Source organism: Marinomonas sp. KMM3893, assembly GCF_004352855.1.
Classification (GTDB): domain Bacteria; phylum Pseudomonadota; class Gammaproteobacteria; order Pseudomonadales; family Marinomonadaceae; genus Marinomonas; species Marinomonas arenicola.
The window spans coordinates 639,971-657,357 of the sequence record NZ_SJSC01000002.1 but is presented as its reverse complement, the minus strand read 5'-3'; the positions used below and the strand labels follow the sequence as shown (position 1 = coordinate 657,357).

Annotated in this window: 14 protein-coding genes; 5 read left to right on the top strand and 9 right to left on the bottom strand. The window is 47.6% G+C overall.

Going from position 1 to position 17,387, the window contains the following annotated elements; all coding sequences use genetic code 11:
• Window positions 1-18: 18 nt before the first annotated feature.
• Window positions 19-747, bottom strand: coding sequence for an FCD domain-containing protein (locus tag E0D71_RS07465; RefSeq protein ID WP_133002679.1), 729 nt, complete (start codon window positions 745-747; stop codon window positions 19-21).
• Window positions 748-1,184: 437 nt separating this feature from the next.
• Between E0D71_RS07465 and E0D71_RS07460 the strand changes: the two genes are divergently transcribed.
• Both E0D71_RS07460 and uxuA read left to right on the top strand, forming a co-directional pair.
• Window positions 1,185-2,654, top strand: a complete 1,470-nt coding sequence (locus tag E0D71_RS07460) for a mannitol dehydrogenase family protein (protein ID WP_133002678.1) — start codon at window positions 1,185-1,187, stop codon at window positions 2,652-2,654.
• 11 nt (window positions 2,655-2,665) lie between these two features.
• Window positions 2,666-3,847, top strand: coding sequence for a mannonate dehydratase (uxuA, locus tag E0D71_RS07455; protein WP_133002677.1), 1,182 nt, complete (start codon window positions 2,666-2,668; stop codon window positions 3,845-3,847).
• A 113-nt stretch (window positions 3,848-3,960) separates the two neighbouring features.
• On the opposite strand, the gene aldA is transcribed toward uxuA, so the two are convergent.
• Genes aldA through E0D71_RS07435 form a run of 4 tightly spaced genes read right to left on the bottom strand, consistent with a single transcriptional unit; the run spans window position 3,961 to window position 8,957 of the window.
• Entirely contained in the window at window positions 3,961-5,403 is a 1,443-nt protein-coding gene (gene aldA / locus E0D71_RS07450; RefSeq protein ID WP_133002676.1) for an aldehyde dehydrogenase, read from the bottom strand.
• A gap of 14 nt (window positions 5,404-5,417) precedes the next feature.
• A complete protein-coding gene (locus E0D71_RS07445; RefSeq protein ID WP_133002675.1) occupies window positions 5,418-6,428 on the bottom strand; it encodes an Ldh family oxidoreductase in 1,011 nt (336 codons plus the stop codon).
• 16 nt (window positions 6,429-6,444) lie between these two features.
• Window positions 6,445-7,464: a zinc-binding alcohol dehydrogenase family protein gene (locus E0D71_RS07440; RefSeq protein WP_133002674.1), complete on the bottom strand. Its 1,020-nt coding sequence runs from the start codon at window positions 7,462-7,464 to the stop codon at window positions 6,445-6,447.
• A complete protein-coding gene (locus E0D71_RS07435) occupies window positions 7,461-8,957 on the bottom strand; it encodes a mannitol dehydrogenase family protein (RefSeq protein WP_133002673.1) in 1,497 nt (498 codons plus the stop codon). Before E0D71_RS07435 ends, E0D71_RS07440 begins: the two co-directional genes overlap by 4 nt.
• A 244-nt stretch (window positions 8,958-9,201) precedes the next feature.
• Between E0D71_RS07435 and E0D71_RS07430 the strand changes: the two genes are divergently transcribed.
• Genes E0D71_RS07430 through E0D71_RS07420 form a run of 3 tightly spaced genes read left to right on the top strand, consistent with a single transcriptional unit; the run spans window position 9,202 to window position 11,973 of the window.
• Window positions 9,202-9,684: a TRAP transporter small permease gene (locus E0D71_RS07430; RefSeq protein ID WP_133002672.1), complete on the top strand. Its 483-nt coding sequence runs from the start codon at window positions 9,202-9,204 to the stop codon at window positions 9,682-9,684.
• Window positions 9,681-10,961: a TRAP transporter large permease subunit gene (locus E0D71_RS07425; RefSeq protein WP_133002671.1), complete on the top strand. Its 1,281-nt coding sequence runs from the start codon at window positions 9,681-9,683 to the stop codon at window positions 10,959-10,961. The genes E0D71_RS07430 and E0D71_RS07425 overlap by 4 nt, the downstream gene beginning before the upstream one ends.
• 19 nt (window positions 10,962-10,980) lie before the next feature.
• Window positions 10,981-11,973 carry a DctP family TRAP transporter solute-binding subunit gene (locus E0D71_RS07420; protein ID WP_207923343.1) on the top strand — a complete coding sequence of 331 codons (993 nt, stop codon included), beginning with the start codon at window positions 10,981-10,983 and terminating at the stop codon, window positions 11,971-11,973.
• Between the two features lie 93 nt (window positions 11,974-12,066).
• Here E0D71_RS07420 and E0D71_RS07415 read toward each other — a convergent pair whose 3' ends face one another.
• Genes E0D71_RS07415 through E0D71_RS07400 form a run of 4 tightly spaced genes read right to left on the bottom strand, consistent with a single transcriptional unit; the run spans window position 12,067 to window position 17,347 of the window.
• A complete protein-coding gene (locus E0D71_RS07415) occupies window positions 12,067-13,695 on the bottom strand; it encodes a GMC family oxidoreductase (RefSeq protein ID WP_133002670.1) in 1,629 nt (542 codons plus the stop codon).
• A 42-nt stretch (window positions 13,696-13,737) separates the two neighbouring features.
• Complete coding sequence (locus E0D71_RS07410) at window positions 13,738-14,742, bottom strand: ABC transporter permease (RefSeq protein WP_133002669.1); 1,005 nt, start codon at window positions 14,740-14,742, stop codon at window positions 13,738-13,740.
• Entirely contained in the window at window positions 14,742-15,746 is a 1,005-nt protein-coding gene (locus E0D71_RS07405; RefSeq protein WP_133002668.1) for an ABC transporter permease, read from the bottom strand. The genes E0D71_RS07410 and E0D71_RS07405 overlap by 1 nt, the downstream gene beginning before the upstream one ends.
• Before the next feature lie 35 nt (window positions 15,747-15,781).
• The gene (locus E0D71_RS07400; protein ID WP_207923342.1) at window positions 15,782-17,347 is read right to left on the bottom strand and encodes a sugar ABC transporter ATP-binding protein; all 1,566 of its coding nucleotides are present in this window, start codon (window positions 17,345-17,347) and stop codon (window positions 15,782-15,784) included.
• Window positions 17,348-17,387 lie beyond the last annotated feature (40 nt).

The window sequence follows — 17,387 nt, the reverse complement described above, 5'->3', positions numbered from 1 at the left end:
GCACCTTTCCTAGACTGCTTAACTTTTATTAGGTTGGGCAAATATATAGCCGTCAAAATCTGGCGCTTCGGTATCTGATAAAGCAAACAAGGTTTGTTTTACATTCTCTAAATGCTGCCACATGGCTTGTCTTGCGCCACTTTCACTGCGCTTTTTCAATTGCGTCAAAATGTCCTTATGATCATCAATCCACTGACCATGGTAGGAAGAGTCTTTGATCCGTGCGTGCAGCTGGTGCCACATAGGATTACTGTCGCGCATTTCCCACAATCGAGTCGCCGTGTCTAACAGCAAGGTGTTTTGCGTCGCTTTTGCGATTAACAAGTGAAACTCTCTGTCTGCCGAATTGGCTTTCTCGACAGAGTTCAGTTCAGCCCCTTCCAACGCCAAGGTTTCTTGCAGTTTCTGAATGTCCGCTTTTGTAATAGACAGCGCCGCTTGCGCTGCAATCGCACTTTCGAGAACTTGTCGAGCTTGCAGCATTTCAAACGGCCCTACATCGGATATCTCTGGCAGTGACGTTTGTGAAGAAAGTGTATTTTTTAAGTAGCTGCCTGAGCCTTTTCTCACTTCAATCAAGTCTTCGATTTCGAGCATGATGAAGGCTTCTCGAACCAAGGTTCGACTGACCCCAAAAAGCTCTGCATAAACACGCTCCGTCGGCAGTTTATCCCCCACCTGTAACGCGGATTTTTCTATTTCGAGCCTAATCTTTTGCCCAATCTCTCTATACAGTCGTTCAGCCATAATATTTTCTTAAAAGTATCAAACAATCTGGTATGCCATTTTTACCGAAGCACTCATGGAAGTCGATTATTTAATCAAAAAACTCATTTTAAACCTAAATTTGGTATGCCAATTTTAACTGAGGCCTTGTTTTTGTCTTTTTTTCACGCTACTTTTAGCCAGCAGATTGAATTTGGTATGCCAAAATAAAATACTTGGCAAAACCTCACAAACGCTTAATCAATACAAAATTAAGCACCACCAGCGAGCCAATACCACAAACACTTAGCAGCGCTATTTTTGAGATCAATGAAAAGCCGCCAGAGGAAATTCTGATCGTCCATATAGTGCTTCTGTCTGTAACATCATAGTGCTTTTACTGGTTTCTTATATTCCGGCTATTTCACTGTGGCTTCCGTCTTTATTAGATTAATCAGCCTGTGGGCAGAGGGTATAAAATGAACATTCAACAGATTCCCAGTGCAATCGACCCAAGCCAGCATCAAGTGGGTCTGGTGCACATCGGTCTGGGGGCTTTTCACCGCGCTCATCAAGCGGTGTACCTAGAAAAGACACTCGCTCAACATGGTGGCGATTGGATGATAGCCAGTGCGAACATTCGTTCTAACTATCAGTTGGTTGAGCAACTCAAAGCGGCTAATTACAGCTACCCAGTGGTCGAGTACACCGACAGTCAACATCTAGTGGTACGTGAAATAAAAGCCATTAAGCAGGCTTTTTTTGCCAAAGATCAGCAAGAGCGTCAGCGATTATTAGCACAAATGAGCGCCGCCTCCACCAAGATAGTCACCTTAAGCGTGACAGAGAAAGGCTATTATTTGTCACCATCAAGCGGAGATTTGCTACTGGAAAACCCAGCGGTCCTGCATGATATCCAACACCCAGACGACCCAAAAACAGCGTTAGGGCTGATCGTTAATGCGCTTAAACAGCGACGTGCGCAAGGCCTGCCAGCCTTTGCCGTTTTGTCTTGCGACAACATGCCCCACAACGGCATCAGAACCAAAAACGCCGTACTCGGCATGGCCAGCGCACAAGACTCGTCATTGGCCACCTGGATAGAAGCAGAAGTTGCTTTTCCAAGCTCGATGGTCGATCGCATTGTTCCTGCGCTTTCTGCAGACGATCTACAGAAAATAGAAGCTGACACCGGCATTACCACCCCCACTGTGGTGAAATGTGAAGCCTTTTGCCAATGGGTGGTCGAAGACAACTTTCCCCTCGGGCGCCCTCAATGGGAAAGCGCGGGGGTGCAAATGGTTCAGGACGTCTCCATTTACGAAACCATGAAGCTCAGAATGCTCAATGGCAGCCATTCTTTATTGGCCTATTTAGGGCAACTGGCGGGCTATCAGACCGTTGCTCACGCCATGGAAAACACCACGATCCGAGCGTTTCTTGAGCATTATATGCAACAGGAAGTGGCCCCCACGTTACCCACATGCAAACCACAAGAGTTAATGGCATACAGCCAGCAATTGCTAACGCGCTTTGAGAACGACAGTTTGCAGCATCAACTCTCTCAGATCGCCATGGATGGGAGCCAAAAGCTGCCTCAACGCTGGCTTAGTGGGTTAATAGAACAGCAGCAAAAACAGGCCTCGTCTGCGGCGACGGAGCTGGGGATTGCAGGCTGGCTATTTTACATTCAACAAGCCGCTCAACAAAAAACATCGATCAATGATCCCCTAGAAGCCGAGTTGTTCGCGCTTGTATTGGCGCAATATTCCAACTCGTTTGAATTGGTCTCGGCGTGTTTAGCACAACAAGACGTTTTCCCACCCATCATGATGACCAACCGCTCGCTGATAACGCGTTTGGCCTCATTATTCGACGCTTTGCAGCGCAAAGAAAGCCTCTTGGACTTGATGCAAAGCGCATGTCGATCAACAAACAATAACCATTAGGAGCGTATTTTATGGAACATACTTGGCGTTGGTTCGGAACCCAAGATCCGATTAGTTTGCAAGACATTCGACAAGCTGGCGCAACCGGCATAGTCACCGCCTTGCATGATTTGCCCAATGGTGAGGTTTGGCCTATTGAGCGAATTCAAGAAGTTAAAGCCACCATTGAAGCGGCAGGCATGCGCTGGTCCGTAGTAGAAAGTATTCCTGTTCATGAAGACATCAAACAGCGTACCGGCAACTACCAAAAATACGTTGAAAACTACGCACAAAGCATCCGTAACCTAGCGGAGTGTGGCATTTCCACCGTCTGCTATAACTTTATGCCAGTATTGGATTGGACCCGAACGGATTTGAGCTACACCTTGGCCGATGGCTCCCGTGCGCTGCGCTTTGATCAAACGGCATTTGCGGCGTTTGATTTGTTTATTTTACAAAGAGAAGGCGCCGAAGCCGAGTACAGCGAAGCTGAAATTAACGCTGCGAAAAGCCATTTAGCGGCCTTAGATGACACTGGCAGAGAGCAATTAATCGGCACCATTTTGGCAGGCCTGCCCGGCGCAGAAGAAAGCTATACATTAGAGAACTTTCGTACGGCTCTGGCCGCCTACGACCACATAGACAAAGACACCTTGAGAGAAAACTTCGCTCACTTCTTAGATCATATTGTGCCTGTCGCCGAAGCCTGTGGTGTGTCTCTTGCGGTGCATCCAGACGATCCACCACGCCCTATTTTAGGTTTGCCACGGATCGTTTCGACCAAAGAAGACATCCAGTGGTTGATCAATCGAGTGCCGTCAAAAACCAATGGCATCACTTTTTGCACTGGCTCTTATGGTGTTCGTGAAGACAATGATTTATGCGCCATGGCTACCCGCTTTGCTGACCGCATTTACTTCACTCATTTGCGCTCTACACAACGGGAAGAAACTAGGGGAAGCTTCCACGAAGCTGCCCATTTGGAAGGCAATGCCGACATTTCAGACGTGATTTTAGTGTTATTGAAAGAAGAAAAACGTCGCCAAGAAACAGGGGAAGGCAGCGCTATTCCACTGCGCCCAGATCACGGCCATCAAATCATGGACGATTTGCGCCGAGACTCGAAACCTGGCTATTCTGCCCTTGGCCGAATGAAGGGCTTAGCCGAAATTCGTGGTGTGGAATTTGCCCTGAAAAAATATGTACTAAAATAATGCCTTTAGAATAAGGCTTTTAGAATAACAAGCACCGCTAAGCGCACAAAAAGACCCTAAATCATGGTGTATTAACATCATCATTTAGGGTCATTTTTTAGCCCATCATCCGCTTAATCAAAGTTCACGTAGAAGGTTTTCTTTTCTAGATACTGCTCAAAGCCGTACTTACCATCTTCTCCGCCAGTGCCACTGAGTTTATAGCCATTATGAAAGCCTTGATGCTGCTCCCCATGACCGCGGTTAATGTAAACCTCGCCCGCTTCCAGCTCATCCACCAAACGTAAAATGGTTTTCATCTCTTTTGTGCAAACCATGGCCGCCAAGCCATACTCACTGTCATTCGCATACGCGATCACTTGATCTAGGCAGCTAAATTTGATCACAGGAAGAATCGGCCCAAACGACTCTTCATGAACAATCGTCATGTCTTGGCTTACATGGGTTAGTACCGTGGGTTCAAACCAAAAGCCTTTTTCATAAGGCCCTTCTTTCAAACGTGCACCGCCTGTGGCTATTTGCGCGCCTTCTTTGACGCTCTGGGCCACCAAACGCTCCATGGCTTCCACTTCTCTTTGGTTCACTTTAGGACCAAGATCTGTGTCCGCCAACATTGGGTCTCCCACCTTGAGACGTTTCACCTTAGCAATGAACAACGCCATAAACTCATCGTAAATGGCGTCGTGGACATACATACGCTCATTACAGGTACAAACCTGTCCACAGTTATCAAAACGTGAATGCAAGGCCGCGGCCGCCGCTTGCTCAAGATCCGCATCCGCCATCACGATAAAAGGCGCTTTGCCACCCAGTTCTAATTGCACATGCGCTAAATTATCCGCCGACGCTTTAACAATGGCTTGCCCTGCTGGCGTACTGCCTGTCATAGACACCATTTTGGTATCAGGGTGACGCACCAAAGCGTCTCCCAATGTACGCCCACCGCCTGTGACTATGTTCAATACCCCCTTCGGCAAACCAACACTTTGCGCGATATACCCAAGCTCCAAAGTAGCCAATGGCGTTTCCGTGGTCGGCTTCACCACTATGGTATTGCCAGCAATAAGAGCAGGACCGATTTTCCGTGCCGCTAATGCCAGTGGAAAGTTCCACGCGGTAATGGCGACAATCACCCCACGCGGAACTTTATGAATCCAGATGTGCTCATTAGGGTTGTCTGATTTGACTATGTCGCCGTCCATTTGGCGTGCCCAATCACAGGCGTACTCAATAAAGCCACAGGCAGCATCCACTTCGCCCAACGCGACCTTAAGTAACTTACCTTGTTCTTGCACCAGCAATTCAGCGAGCGATTGTTTACGATTGCGAATCTCTGCGGCAAAACCCCGCATAATCTCAGCACGCTCTCGTGCAGGTCGCTGACGCCAAGCCAGTTGCGCGGTTTTCGCGGCCGCCATCACCGCATCGGCATCTTCACGGTCACCATGCTGAATGCGTGCGATCACGTCTTCTGTCGAGGGGTTAATAACCTCATCAGTGCGCCCAGATTTTGCCTTGATCCACTCACCATTCACGAACATAGAATATTCTTTCATAAGACGCTCCTTGCTTAAGTACGGCTTAAGTATTGATAAATAGACTCGGTAATCGGCACACCGTTTTTCTCACAATCGGCCAAATAAGCAATCTGAGGTTCATTCGGCGCCATCACTTTATCAAACCCTGGTGCCGGTTTTACTTGGTGCAGTTCCATCACCATTTGCGCCATCATGCCAGCAAAACTGTGACCACCAAACTTACTTGGGTCGATGACAATCATTAAGCTCGCCAGCTTGCGCATCTTGTCGTAATCATCGTACATGCGCACGATATGATTACTAAAGTTACCACCCACTAACATGCCCGTCAGGGCGTCAATGGCCAGTGCCAGACCAGAGCCTTTATGCTGACCAAAGGGCAATAATGTCGTGGCGGCATGAGGGTCTGTGGTTTCTATACCGTCTTTATCGATGGCCAATCCCAAGGCGATCTCACTGCCTGTTTCTTTAGCGTGCAAAAGCTTACCAAACGCCGTAGCACTGGTTGCCATGTCGATGATCACCGGATCGCCATTCTCTACCGGAAACCCAAAGGCAATGGGGTTGGTTCCCCAAAATCGCTCGGCACCACCAAAAGGCGCCACGCAAGTATCGGTTTGTGTCATGGCAATGGAGATCAAGCCTTGCTCAGCCGCCATTTGAGCAAAATACGACAAGGCGCCACAATGGGAGGTATTTTTCACACTCACGAAACCCAACGCATTTTCTTTTGCTAACCACATGGCTTCTTTGGTGGCCGCTATCATGGCGCAATGCCCCATTCCATCGTCGCCATCCAGTATCGCTACAGACGGGGCGATGTGTTCAATCGACAGCGCCGCCTCCGCGTTCATGCCGCCTTCTGCCAAGCGATGGCAATAATGCTCGACACGAATCACACCATGGGAGTGAACCCCTCTTGAATCTGCATGAACCAACACATCGGCCACTTCTTCTGCGACTTTTTCAGGGTAGCCCGCGTCACGCAGTTTGTTAAACGCTAATGCATATAGGTCTTTAATGTTTATTCTTATTGTTGTCATAACAGGTTTCCTACGATTAGTTAAAACGAATAACGCCCTTCACAAGTTCTTTGTTTTTGACCACGTTATTCTCGTAATCCAAGCCAATGGTATCGAAATCAAACTCTTGGTTGACCATGATCTTTTCACTGATGACTTTTTCTTCAAATAGGTCAATCACTCGAACAAAATCTTCGAAGGTCGCGTTTCTACTGGCAATTAGGGTTGTTTCTTTTTTATGGAAGGTCGGGTCATCGAGTTGCAAATCCCCGATATAAAGACCGATAAAAACGATTTTTCCGCCATGTCGAATCAAGTTCACACTGTTTGTCATCGACGCTTTATTGCCTGTTGCATCCATCACGGTACAAGCCAGATTGCCATTGAAGGCGAGTGACAAATTCTCCAGATAGTTCCCATCAAGCGGGTTGAGCGTTTGAATCCCCAATACTTTTTCTGCATGGGCTCTGCGCTCTTCACTGACGTCGGCCAACACCACATTGGCACGATTTGCCAATGCCACCGACGCCGTGCCCAAGCCAATAGGCCCTGCGCCCACCACCAAGATATTTTCATTTTCCTTGGACTCAGCGCGTCGATTCGCGTGCGCGCCAATCGCAAAGCACTCCACCAAGGACGCCGCCGCTGGATCAATCGAGCTAGGCACAGGAATCACATTGCTCGCCTTGACCGCTAAATAGTCTTGAAAACCCCCGTCTTGATGCACGCCATATAAAGAAATCGTATCGCAACAGTTGGTCTTACCTTCCTTACAAGGCGCGCACTCACCACAGGCAATAGCAGGAATGACCACCACAAATTGCTGGCGTAACTCGGCCGGACAATTCGCCCCCACTTCTTCCACTAGGCCACAAATTTCATGCCCTAAAATACGTGGATAAGAGAAAAAAGGCTGATTGCCGGTATAAGCATGAATGTCCGTACCACAGATACCCACCGCTTTTATCTTTAGCAACACCTCGTCTTTTTTGATGCTCGGCTTAGGGCTTTCAATGTATTGAATATCAAATGGCTGCTTACAGATTAAAGACTTCATTTTGGACTCCTTAGTAAGGGTACGAATCCATCTAAAACGGCTCTAATGCCCTGTTCATCGATGGCGTAATAAAAGTGAGTGATTTGCTGTACCAGATCCTGATGCGCAATAAAAGCATCGCTAAACACCGCTTTAAACTGCAGTAATGACGCGCATTTTTTGTCGTCATCCACCGCCAACAAAGCGTTTAATGTCTGCGCTTCGGGGTCAATAAATTGAAAATCAGGACGATGCTTTCCTTGAATAAAGTGCATCCAGCCAGCCAACAGCAGCAATAGAATGCGTGGCGCTTGAGCGCTTTCGTAACATGGTTTGGACACCAAGGTAAGAATGGAATCGATGACTCTAGGGGGGAGTTTTTGTGAGCCGTCCATCGCGATTTGAGCGGTTTGATGTTTTATACTTTGATTACTAAAACGCGCTATTAATAATTCTGCGTATTGTTTTAAATCCACATCTAATTGACTAGAAAGAGAAGGCGCTTGCTCATTAATCATTAGCGCCAAGGTGATGTCTTTTAATAATGAATCCTGCATGCACTGATAAATATAATCGTGCCCACATAGACCACCAACATACGCTAAAAATGAATGGGAGCCATTGAGCATTCTTAATTTCATTTCTTCGTAAGGGAGCACATCATTGACCATCATTACACCGGCAAGATGCCAATTTGGTCTACCACTACAGAACTGGTCTTCAACCACCCATTGTTTGAAGCTTTCACTGATTAAACCAAAAGGGTCTCTTACCCCTGTTTCCCGCTCTATCTCATCGAAACTCGCGTCGCTCATGGCGGGCACAATACGATCTACCATGGTGCTTGGAAAGGTCACCTCTTGCTCAATCCAAGACGCTAATTCAGGGTCCAAAAGCATTGCGTATTCCAGCACGGCCGCTTTTGTTTTACCGCCATTCTCTGGAATATTGTCACACGACATCACCGTAAAAGCGGGCAATTTCAATGTCTTACGAAGTCTTAAGGCTTCGCCAATAAGACCAATCGCAGAACGTGGCGCCTGCGGGTTCTTTAGATCCGCTGCGATAAGCTCGTTATCCCTGTTAATACGGCCTTCTGGGGTTAAACAGTAGCCCTTTTCGGTCACCGTTAGCGAGACAATAGCCACTGCGGGTTCGCACAGTTTAGCCAGCGCCGCTTGAATCCCTTGGTCTTCCACATTCATCGCACCAGTAAAGCTTCGAACCAGTCTTTTCGTTGTTTCCTGCCCGGCTTTTTCCAATAACACAGCCTGATTGTCTTGCGCACAAAACTGCTCAGTTAAAGGCCCTTTGCGAAATAAATTAATACCAAAAATGCCCCAACTTGGGTCCGCCTCTTGATTAGCCAGATCCGTAAACACAGCTTGGTGAGCTCGGTGGAAAGCACCAAAGCCTAAATGAACTATTTTGGTCTGAAGTGTGGCTCTTGAATAGTCTGTTTTGATGACATCATCTGCGTCACAAAAAGCCTGAAAAGACGGTTCTTGGTACATAGCTTTTCCTATTGGTTGACCAATTTTTTTTTTTAATATATAACATATCAATCCAAAAAATAAAATTTAAATCACCAAGGGATAAGCATTTATTTATGACTGGCAAACTATAGGGATAGGCTATTAATATGCGGTAGGCCTAATGACCAAAGAAGGTATTTCACATCAATGGAAATGATGGTTAACTTTATAAAATAACAATTAAAATAAAATCAGTGTCTAAAAGTTTTCAAAGGCTGTCATCATGAAAAAAATAATAAAGTGGATGTGGCAATTTATAGATGTGTTTATCACCATAGTGCTCGCGTCTATGATTGTGCTGGTATTTACCAATGTGGTGATGCGTTATGGCTTTTCATCCGGCATTCGCGCCTCGGTGGAGTTGTCTAGACTGTGCCTAGTCTGGATTGTTTTTCTGGGTGCCGCTGTGGTGTTACGTCGTGGCGAACACCTTGCTATCGCTGAATTCTCAGAGCGCTTCTTCCCTAGCGCCGTCCCCATTCTGAATCGCCTCATCTGGGTGGTTATTCTTGTCTCTTCCGGCATGTTATTTGTAGGGGCGATGAACCAAACCATTGCCAACTGGAATAACATTTCCCCGTTAACAGGTCTCTCAATGGCTCTCTTTGCTCTGGCCGGCGTTTTTTCCGGCTTATTGATCGCGATGATTTCTTTGGTTCGTATCTTCAACCCTAGTTGGTTGATGGATATGGAGGATCAAGAATGACATTAACGATCTTTTTAGTCGTCTTAATGGGCTCGATTTTATTGGGTCTACCGGTTTCGTTTGCGTTATTGCTGTCCTCAATGGCACTGATGTTCCACATGGATTTGTTCAGTGCAGACATCTTGTCGAACGCTCTGATCAACGGCGTAGACAGCTTTACCTTGTTGGCGATTCCTTTCTTTTTAGTCGCTGGCGAAGTGATGTCGGTGGGCGGCTTGTCGATGCGCATTGTGCGTCTTGCCAACGCCTTCGTTGGGCACCGTAAAGGTGGCCTTGGTTATGTAGCGATCCTGACCTCGATTCTCTTGGCGGGTTTGTCTGGATCGGCGGTGGCCGATGCGGCCGCCTTGGTGAGTATTCTTTATCCGATGATGCGGGACGCCAAATACCCAGAAGGCTCTTCGATTGGCTTGCTGGCTTCTGGTGGCATTATCGCGCCTGTTATTCCACCGTCTATTCCGCTTATTTTGATCGGTGTCGCGGGGGGCATTTCCATTAAAAACCTCTTTATCGGCGGTATTGTTCCAGGGCTTATTATGGGCCTGACCTTGCTGTTTTTATGGTTTTTCTTGGTGCGCAAAGAACAATTGCCAGTCGAACAAAAGGCTTCTGCAAAAGAGCGCTTAGCCGCACTGAAAGACGGTATTTGGGCACTTTTCCTGCCTTTTATCATTCTGGGTGGGATTCGTTTCGGGATTTTCACACCAACAGAAGCGGCGGTGGTTGCCGCTGTGTACGCCATCTTGGTGTCGGTGTTTATTTACCGCGAATTAACCTTCCGTAAATTGTATTTGGTATTAGGCCGTGCCGGTCGTTCTACCGCCATGGTGATGTTCCTAGTTGGTTGCGCCATGGTCGCTGCGTGGTTGATTACGGTGGCGCAATTGCCTCAACAACTTGCCGAGCTGCTCGAACCCTTGGTTGATAGCCCTCGCTTATTAATGGCAGTGATCATGCTGTTGGTCTTCTTAGTCGGCATGGTGATGGACTTAAGTCCGACCATTTTGATTCTGGTGCCACTGTTAATGCCAGTGGTGAAAATGGCGGGGATCGACCCTGTGTACTTTGGTTTGATGTTTGTTATCAACACCTCAATTGGCTTGATCACACCGCCAGTGGGGAATGTGTTGAATGTGGTTTGCGGGGTCTCTCGAGTCCCTATGTCTGCGGCTATAAAAGGCATCATGCCCTTTATTGGCGCCTATGTTTTGCTACTAATACTCTTCATAGTATTTCCTAGCATTATCACTGTTCCGATGAAATTAATAATTGGTTAAACCCTCAAGGAGAAAAATAATGATAAAAATGAAAACTTTACTGAAGGGTATGGGTCTTGCTTCGGCGATGACTCTGGCGATGTCTGCGAGCTACTCAATGGCTGCAACAACCCTCAAACTGGGCCATGCTGCACCGGCATCAGACCTACAACAGGCGATGTCAGTGTTCTTCAAAAAAGAAGTCGAATCACGCAGTCATGGGGATTTGAAAATTAACATTTTCCCTCATGGGCAGCTGGGCTCCGACTCACAAATGATCGAAGGCACCCGCATGGGGATTATGGATTTCACCATCAATGGTTTGAGTCTATATTCAGGGTTATTGCCTGAGTCTTCAGCATTTACCTTGCCATTTATGTTTCCTGACAGAAAAACCGCCTACAAGGTGTTAGACGGCAAAGTCGGCCAAGGCGTATTGAATGACATGGAGAAACTAGGTCTAAAAGGCCTAGGGTTTCCAGAAAATGGCTTTCGTAATATCACCAACAATCGCGGTCCAATTCGCGAGCCTGGCGATCTAAAAGGCTTAAGAATGCGCGTTAACGGCTCCGCGGCACTCAGTGACATGTTCGAAACCCTAGGGGCGAACCCAACACAAATGCCGGTTTCTGAGCTTTATACGGCCCTAGAAACAGGCGTGGTTGATGCCCAAGATCACCCGATCCCTATCGTGCTGTCGTTTAAGTTCTATGAACTACAGAAATACCTGAGCCTGACGCGTCACTCTTACTCTCCGTTAGTGCTTGCAATGAACTTAAAAAAGCTTAACTCACTGAGCGAAGAGAACCAGAAAATCATTCTCGACGCGGCGAAAGACGCCGTCGCAATGCAACGTAAGTTAAGCATAGAGAAAGAAGACAAGATGATCGCTGAGTTAGAATCCTATGGCATGAAAGTCAACCGTGACGTCGACTCGGCTGCGTTCCGCGAAGCCGTTAAACCGGTCTGGACGAACTTTATTAACCAATATGGCGACAAGATGGTCAATGAAATCTTAGCCGCTTCCAAGTAACACTGAGCCACAAAAAAAGGAGCTTAATCGTATTAAGCTCCTTTTTTATGTCTTACGTTTTTGTCGCGACTGCTTTCCTATCGCTCTGACGCCTTATTGATCTTTTTGTAATATAAACTCTGCGCACCGACGCCCCAACATCATAGCAACCGCATTGGTGTTACCCGCATTAATATTGGGGACCGCCGACATGTCACACACTCTCAACCCTCTCACGCCATTCACTTGCAAGCGGCTGTCTAGTACCGCCATTGCGTCATCGCTACGCCCCATACGACAAGTGCCCGCAGGGTGATAATTGGTTTTAACGGTTTGTCGGCAATGCTCTTCTAACGCCTCATCCGTTAAGTTATTTATGTCTGGAATCACAATGGATTTGATGGAGTTTGCCAATGGCGCCGTCTGGAACGAGCGAATGAAAAAGCGCTGACCTGCCATCATGGCTCGCATATCCTGCTCGTCCTTTAATAGATTAGGACACACCAAGGGAGCATCAGCAGGCGAAGCAGACGCCAACCGTACGTAGCCTCTTGATACAGGCTTAATAACCACGGTGGTAATCGTCATACCGTACTCATTGTCCACTAGACTCAGCACGTCTCGATCCAAATACACCATAGGCACGCAAAACGCTTGAATCGTTGCTTCTTCCGCTGGGTTTTCAGGGTTTACAAACGCCCCCGCTTCAACCCCTGCAGAGGTCACAGGACCACTGCCAAAAAGCTTAAACTGCAAACCATTCAACAACATTCTCCAGCCGTCGCCTTGTTTATAATACCCAAAGCCTTGCTTGGCCGTGGCGATCACCGGCACCTCTGGATGGTCTATTAGATTTTCTCCCACTCCGGGTAAATCCACCAAACAATCGATATCAAATTGCTGTAATTGCTTGGCATCGCCCAGGCCTGAAAGCATCAACAACTTGGGGGTAATCAAGGCACCAGCGGCCAACACAACTTCCCCGTCGGCGTCTGGTGCAAGACGCACTTCTTCGGTTGCGCCACGGTCGTTTTCATACACAACGCCAACCGCTCTCCCTTCTTCTATCAACACCCTGTGTACTTTATGCTGCAACTTGATATCAAGATTATCAGGGGCAACACTGGGGTCTAAATACGCATATGCCGTGCTGCTACGACGGCCGTTACGGTTGGTAAATTGATAAAATCCAACGCCTTTTTGCCGCACACCGTTAAAGTCATCATTAAAAGGAATGCCCTGCGCCTGAACACTCTGCACAAACTCTCGGGAAGAATCATCGATGTATTTGGGGTCAGAGACCAACACAGGACCATCGTGCCCATGGTAATCATTTAACAAACGGTTATTGGCTTCCATGCTTTTAAAATGCGGCAAAACATCTTGCCAGCACCAACCCGATTGACCACCCAGCAAGGAATCCCATTCATCATAATCACTTGGTCGCCCACGCATATACACTTGCGCGTTCACCGAAGAGCCACCACCCAGCACATTCCCTTGTGGAATATCATGCACTCGCCCACCCAAATGCGCTTGAGGGACCGTATGGTGATAGTGCATGTATTTGCTGCCATTTATCATCTTAAAAATACCCGCCGGCATGTCCAGCAATGGGTGTTTATGGCTATAGCCGCCCTCTAGTAACAACACTTTTCCCGTGCCTTTTCGTGCCAACGTCGCCGCCGCTACTGCGCCCGCCGCGCCCCCACCAACAACAATATACTTATAATGAGAATGCATACTAAACCTCAGAATCGCCCTTACAATGAGACCAAAAATCCCTTACGAATGCGCTTTTTTGCGGTTCATGATTTTGGCTTGAATAATCACCACGACTAACAAGAACCCACCACGAATAACCGACTGCCAGTAGGCGCTGAAACTGATGGTACCTAGGCCATTTTCAAAGTTTAAAATATTAAAAATTAGCCCCAATAAGATTGCCCCCAATAAGGTTGACGTAATCGAGCCCAAACCGCCCGTCAGCAAAGTGCCACCAACGACCACAGCCGCAATCGCAGACAACTCCCAGCCAAGACCTTCTAATGGCTGACCCGCACCAAAGCCCGATGCCAACATCACACCCGACAATCCTGCCAAGGCACCACTTAAGACATACACACCAAATAAGGTGCGATTTACTTCCAGCCCCATCAGCTTTGAGGCTTCTTCATTACCGCCGATGGCCAGCACATGACGACCAAACGCAAACTTCTCTAACAGCAACCAACAAAAAGCAAACGCCACCAACATCGCCACCACAGGCCAAGGGATAAAATCGAACATTTTCCCTAAACCAAACTGGGTAAAGTTACTCTCCCACGACACATCCACAGACTGATTTCCAGAGATCACCAAGGCCATCCCACGGGCGCCTAGCATCATCGCCAAGGTCGCAATAAAAGGCACAATCTTGAGCCGAGTAATCACAAACGCATTGATCGCACCGGTTGTCACCCCAACCAAAATGCCCACCGGCAAAGCAACCTCAATGCCATATTCACTGACCTTAGCCACCACCACACTCGACAGCGCCACCACCGAGCCCACGGACAAATCAATCCCGCCCGTCATAATGACAAAACACATACCAAGGCCGATTAAAATAAACATCGAGTTGTAGGCCAAAAAGGTCATGATGTTGTATTCACTCAAAAAGGCGTCATAGCGCAAACTCGCAAATAAGGTAATCACCACCAGGGCAACCAACACGCCTTCTGCCTGTCGTGAGGAATGCGCTTTTCGTTTCATACCCGGCAAATTAGAAACCATAGAAAGAATGTTCATTATTTCGCTCCCTTCACTTGCTGAAGATACACAGCCACAATAATGATGATGGCTTTTGCCACCATAGCGACCGCATCATGCACCCCATTTGCCAACAAGGTATAACCCACCAACTGAATAATGGCCGCGCCTAACACAGCACCCAGAATCGGTGCTTTACCACCGGTTAGCAGCACGCCCCCCACAATAGCGGCGGAAATAGCGTCCAACTCCATCAATTGTCCGGTTTGGTTCGCGTCGGACGCAGAGTTAATCGCCGTGGTAATAAGCCCAGCAATACCCGCCAACAAACCACACACCATATAGGTGATCATTTTGACTTTTTTCGCCGGCACCCCAGCCAATTCAGCGGCTTTTTCATTCCCTCCTACGGCCAACAAAAAACGCCCATAGATAGAACGCTTTAATACCCAAGCAATGGAAAGCGCCAGTACCATGGTGATAATCGCCTGCACAGGTATTCCAAAAATTCGCCCTGTGCCAATAAACTCAAAACTTGGATTATCAAAGGTTTGCAGCTCACCATTGGTCAGCACTTGTGCGATGCCTCGCCCTGAAATAAACAAAATCAAGGTCGCGATAATAGGCTGTATTTTGTACACACTGATCAAGTAACCGTTAAATAAGCCCGCTAACCCTGCGGCACTGATCGCCACCACAATGGCCAAAAATAACCCTAGCGCAGGAGAAGAAGCGGCAAAATCTGAGAGGAAAATCATCGGCGCTATGGTGCCCGCCAATGCCATTAACGCTCCTACAGACAAATCAATCCCACCCGATGCGATCACCAAGGTCATGCCAATCGCCACGATGGCGACCGTCGCCACCTGAGTTAAATTGACGTACAGGGTTTGGATTTGTAGAAAGTTAGGCGTGATCAAAATATTGATCAGCAACAATAGAAAAAACGCCCATAGCGCACCATTGTTTTTCACTTGTGACAGCGCCCTTGCGGACAGAGTGCGAGGCACTTTACGCTGCTCTTCTAAAATAGACGTGTTCATTCTGTTGTCTCCATTCATCTCACATCACCGTGAGTTTATTGAGCAATGGCCTTCATGATGGCATTCTCAGTGAGTTGCTCATTGGCCAGCTCTTGAATGCTATGGCCGTCTTGTAAAACAATGACTCTATCCGCCCCTTCCACCAGCTCTTCGAACTCTGAAGAAATCATTAATACGGTCAAACCGTCGTCGGCTAGGCGTCGAATAAGCGCTTGAATTTCGCCTTTCGCGCCCACATCAATGCCACGCGTTGGCTCATCTAGAATCAAGATATTGGGGTGAGTCACCAACCATCGAGCCAGCAATACTTTTTGTTGGTTTCCTCCCGATAGCTGCGAAATAGGCTGCTCCATTGAGGCGGTTTTGATGCCAAGCCGGTGAATAAAGTCTTCCACTAATTGACGCTCTTTTTCCTCATCGATCAGGCCATATTTGGCAATACGAGGCAGCAACACCAAGGTGAGATTTTCACGTACAGACAACTGCGGAATGATCCCATCTTCTTTTCGATCTTCAGAACAAAAGCCAAAACCCGCCTCAATCGCTCGAATAGGATGATTAAAATCCACCTCTTTACCCGACAAGGTCATCTTGCCGCTTTTCAAATCATGATCGAGGCCGAAAATAGCCCGAGCTACCTCGGAGCGTCCCGCGCCCAGCAGCCCAGCCAGACCTAGAATCTCAGATTTATGCAGATTAAAAGACACGTCTTTAAGGCCAGCGGCGCCCTTTAAGTGCTCGATCGACAAGAGAACTTCATCGCTGCTTGAGCCTGTAGAGGCAAAGTTAGTGGCGCCACCTTTGGCGATTTCCTCAGGGTCTCGCCCTAACATAGCGGCGACCATATCCAGCTTATTCATGGCGCCTATCGGCCTTTGATCGACGGTTTGCCCATCTCTCATTACCGTGATTTGATCGCAGATTTGAAACAGTTCATCCAAATGGTGGCTGACGTACAGAATCGCCACACCAGAGGCTTGCAGCTCTTTAATAACGCGGAATAACACTTCTTTTTCTTTTTCATCTAATGAGGAGGTCGGCTCATCCATGATCACCACTTTGGCGTCGAGCGCGACCGCTCGCGCAATGGCAACCAATTGTTGAATCGCAATATTAAAAGACCCTAATGGTCGCTCTACATCCAGCTCTAGGCCGAAACGCGCCAAGGTTTCTCGTGCATGAGCGTGGGCTTTGCGCCAATCCACCATGCCAAACCGCTTAGGCTCATGGCCCAAACAAATGTTCTCTGTTACAGAACGATAAGCAATTAAATTTACTTCTTGGAAAATCGTGCTAATACCCGCCATCTGCGCATGGTGAGGCGACGCGTAACTGACCGCCTCGCCCATAAAATGAATCTCACCTTCATCCAGCTTATAAGCACCATTTAACACTTTAATGAGTGTTGATTTGCCCGCGCCATTCTGACCAATAATGGCGTGCACTTCCCCAGCCTTGAGTTCCAATTTTGCATTGGTTAAAGCAGGCACACCGGCAAAACGCTTATGAATACCCTGCATGGACAAAACCACTTCCGGCTCGTTTCGCTGGGCTGGTTTATGATCCGCATTAGGTACGTCTATCGAATCTACGTTAGTCATGGAAACCTCAATTCAAAATTCTAAAAAACAAGAAGCAAGC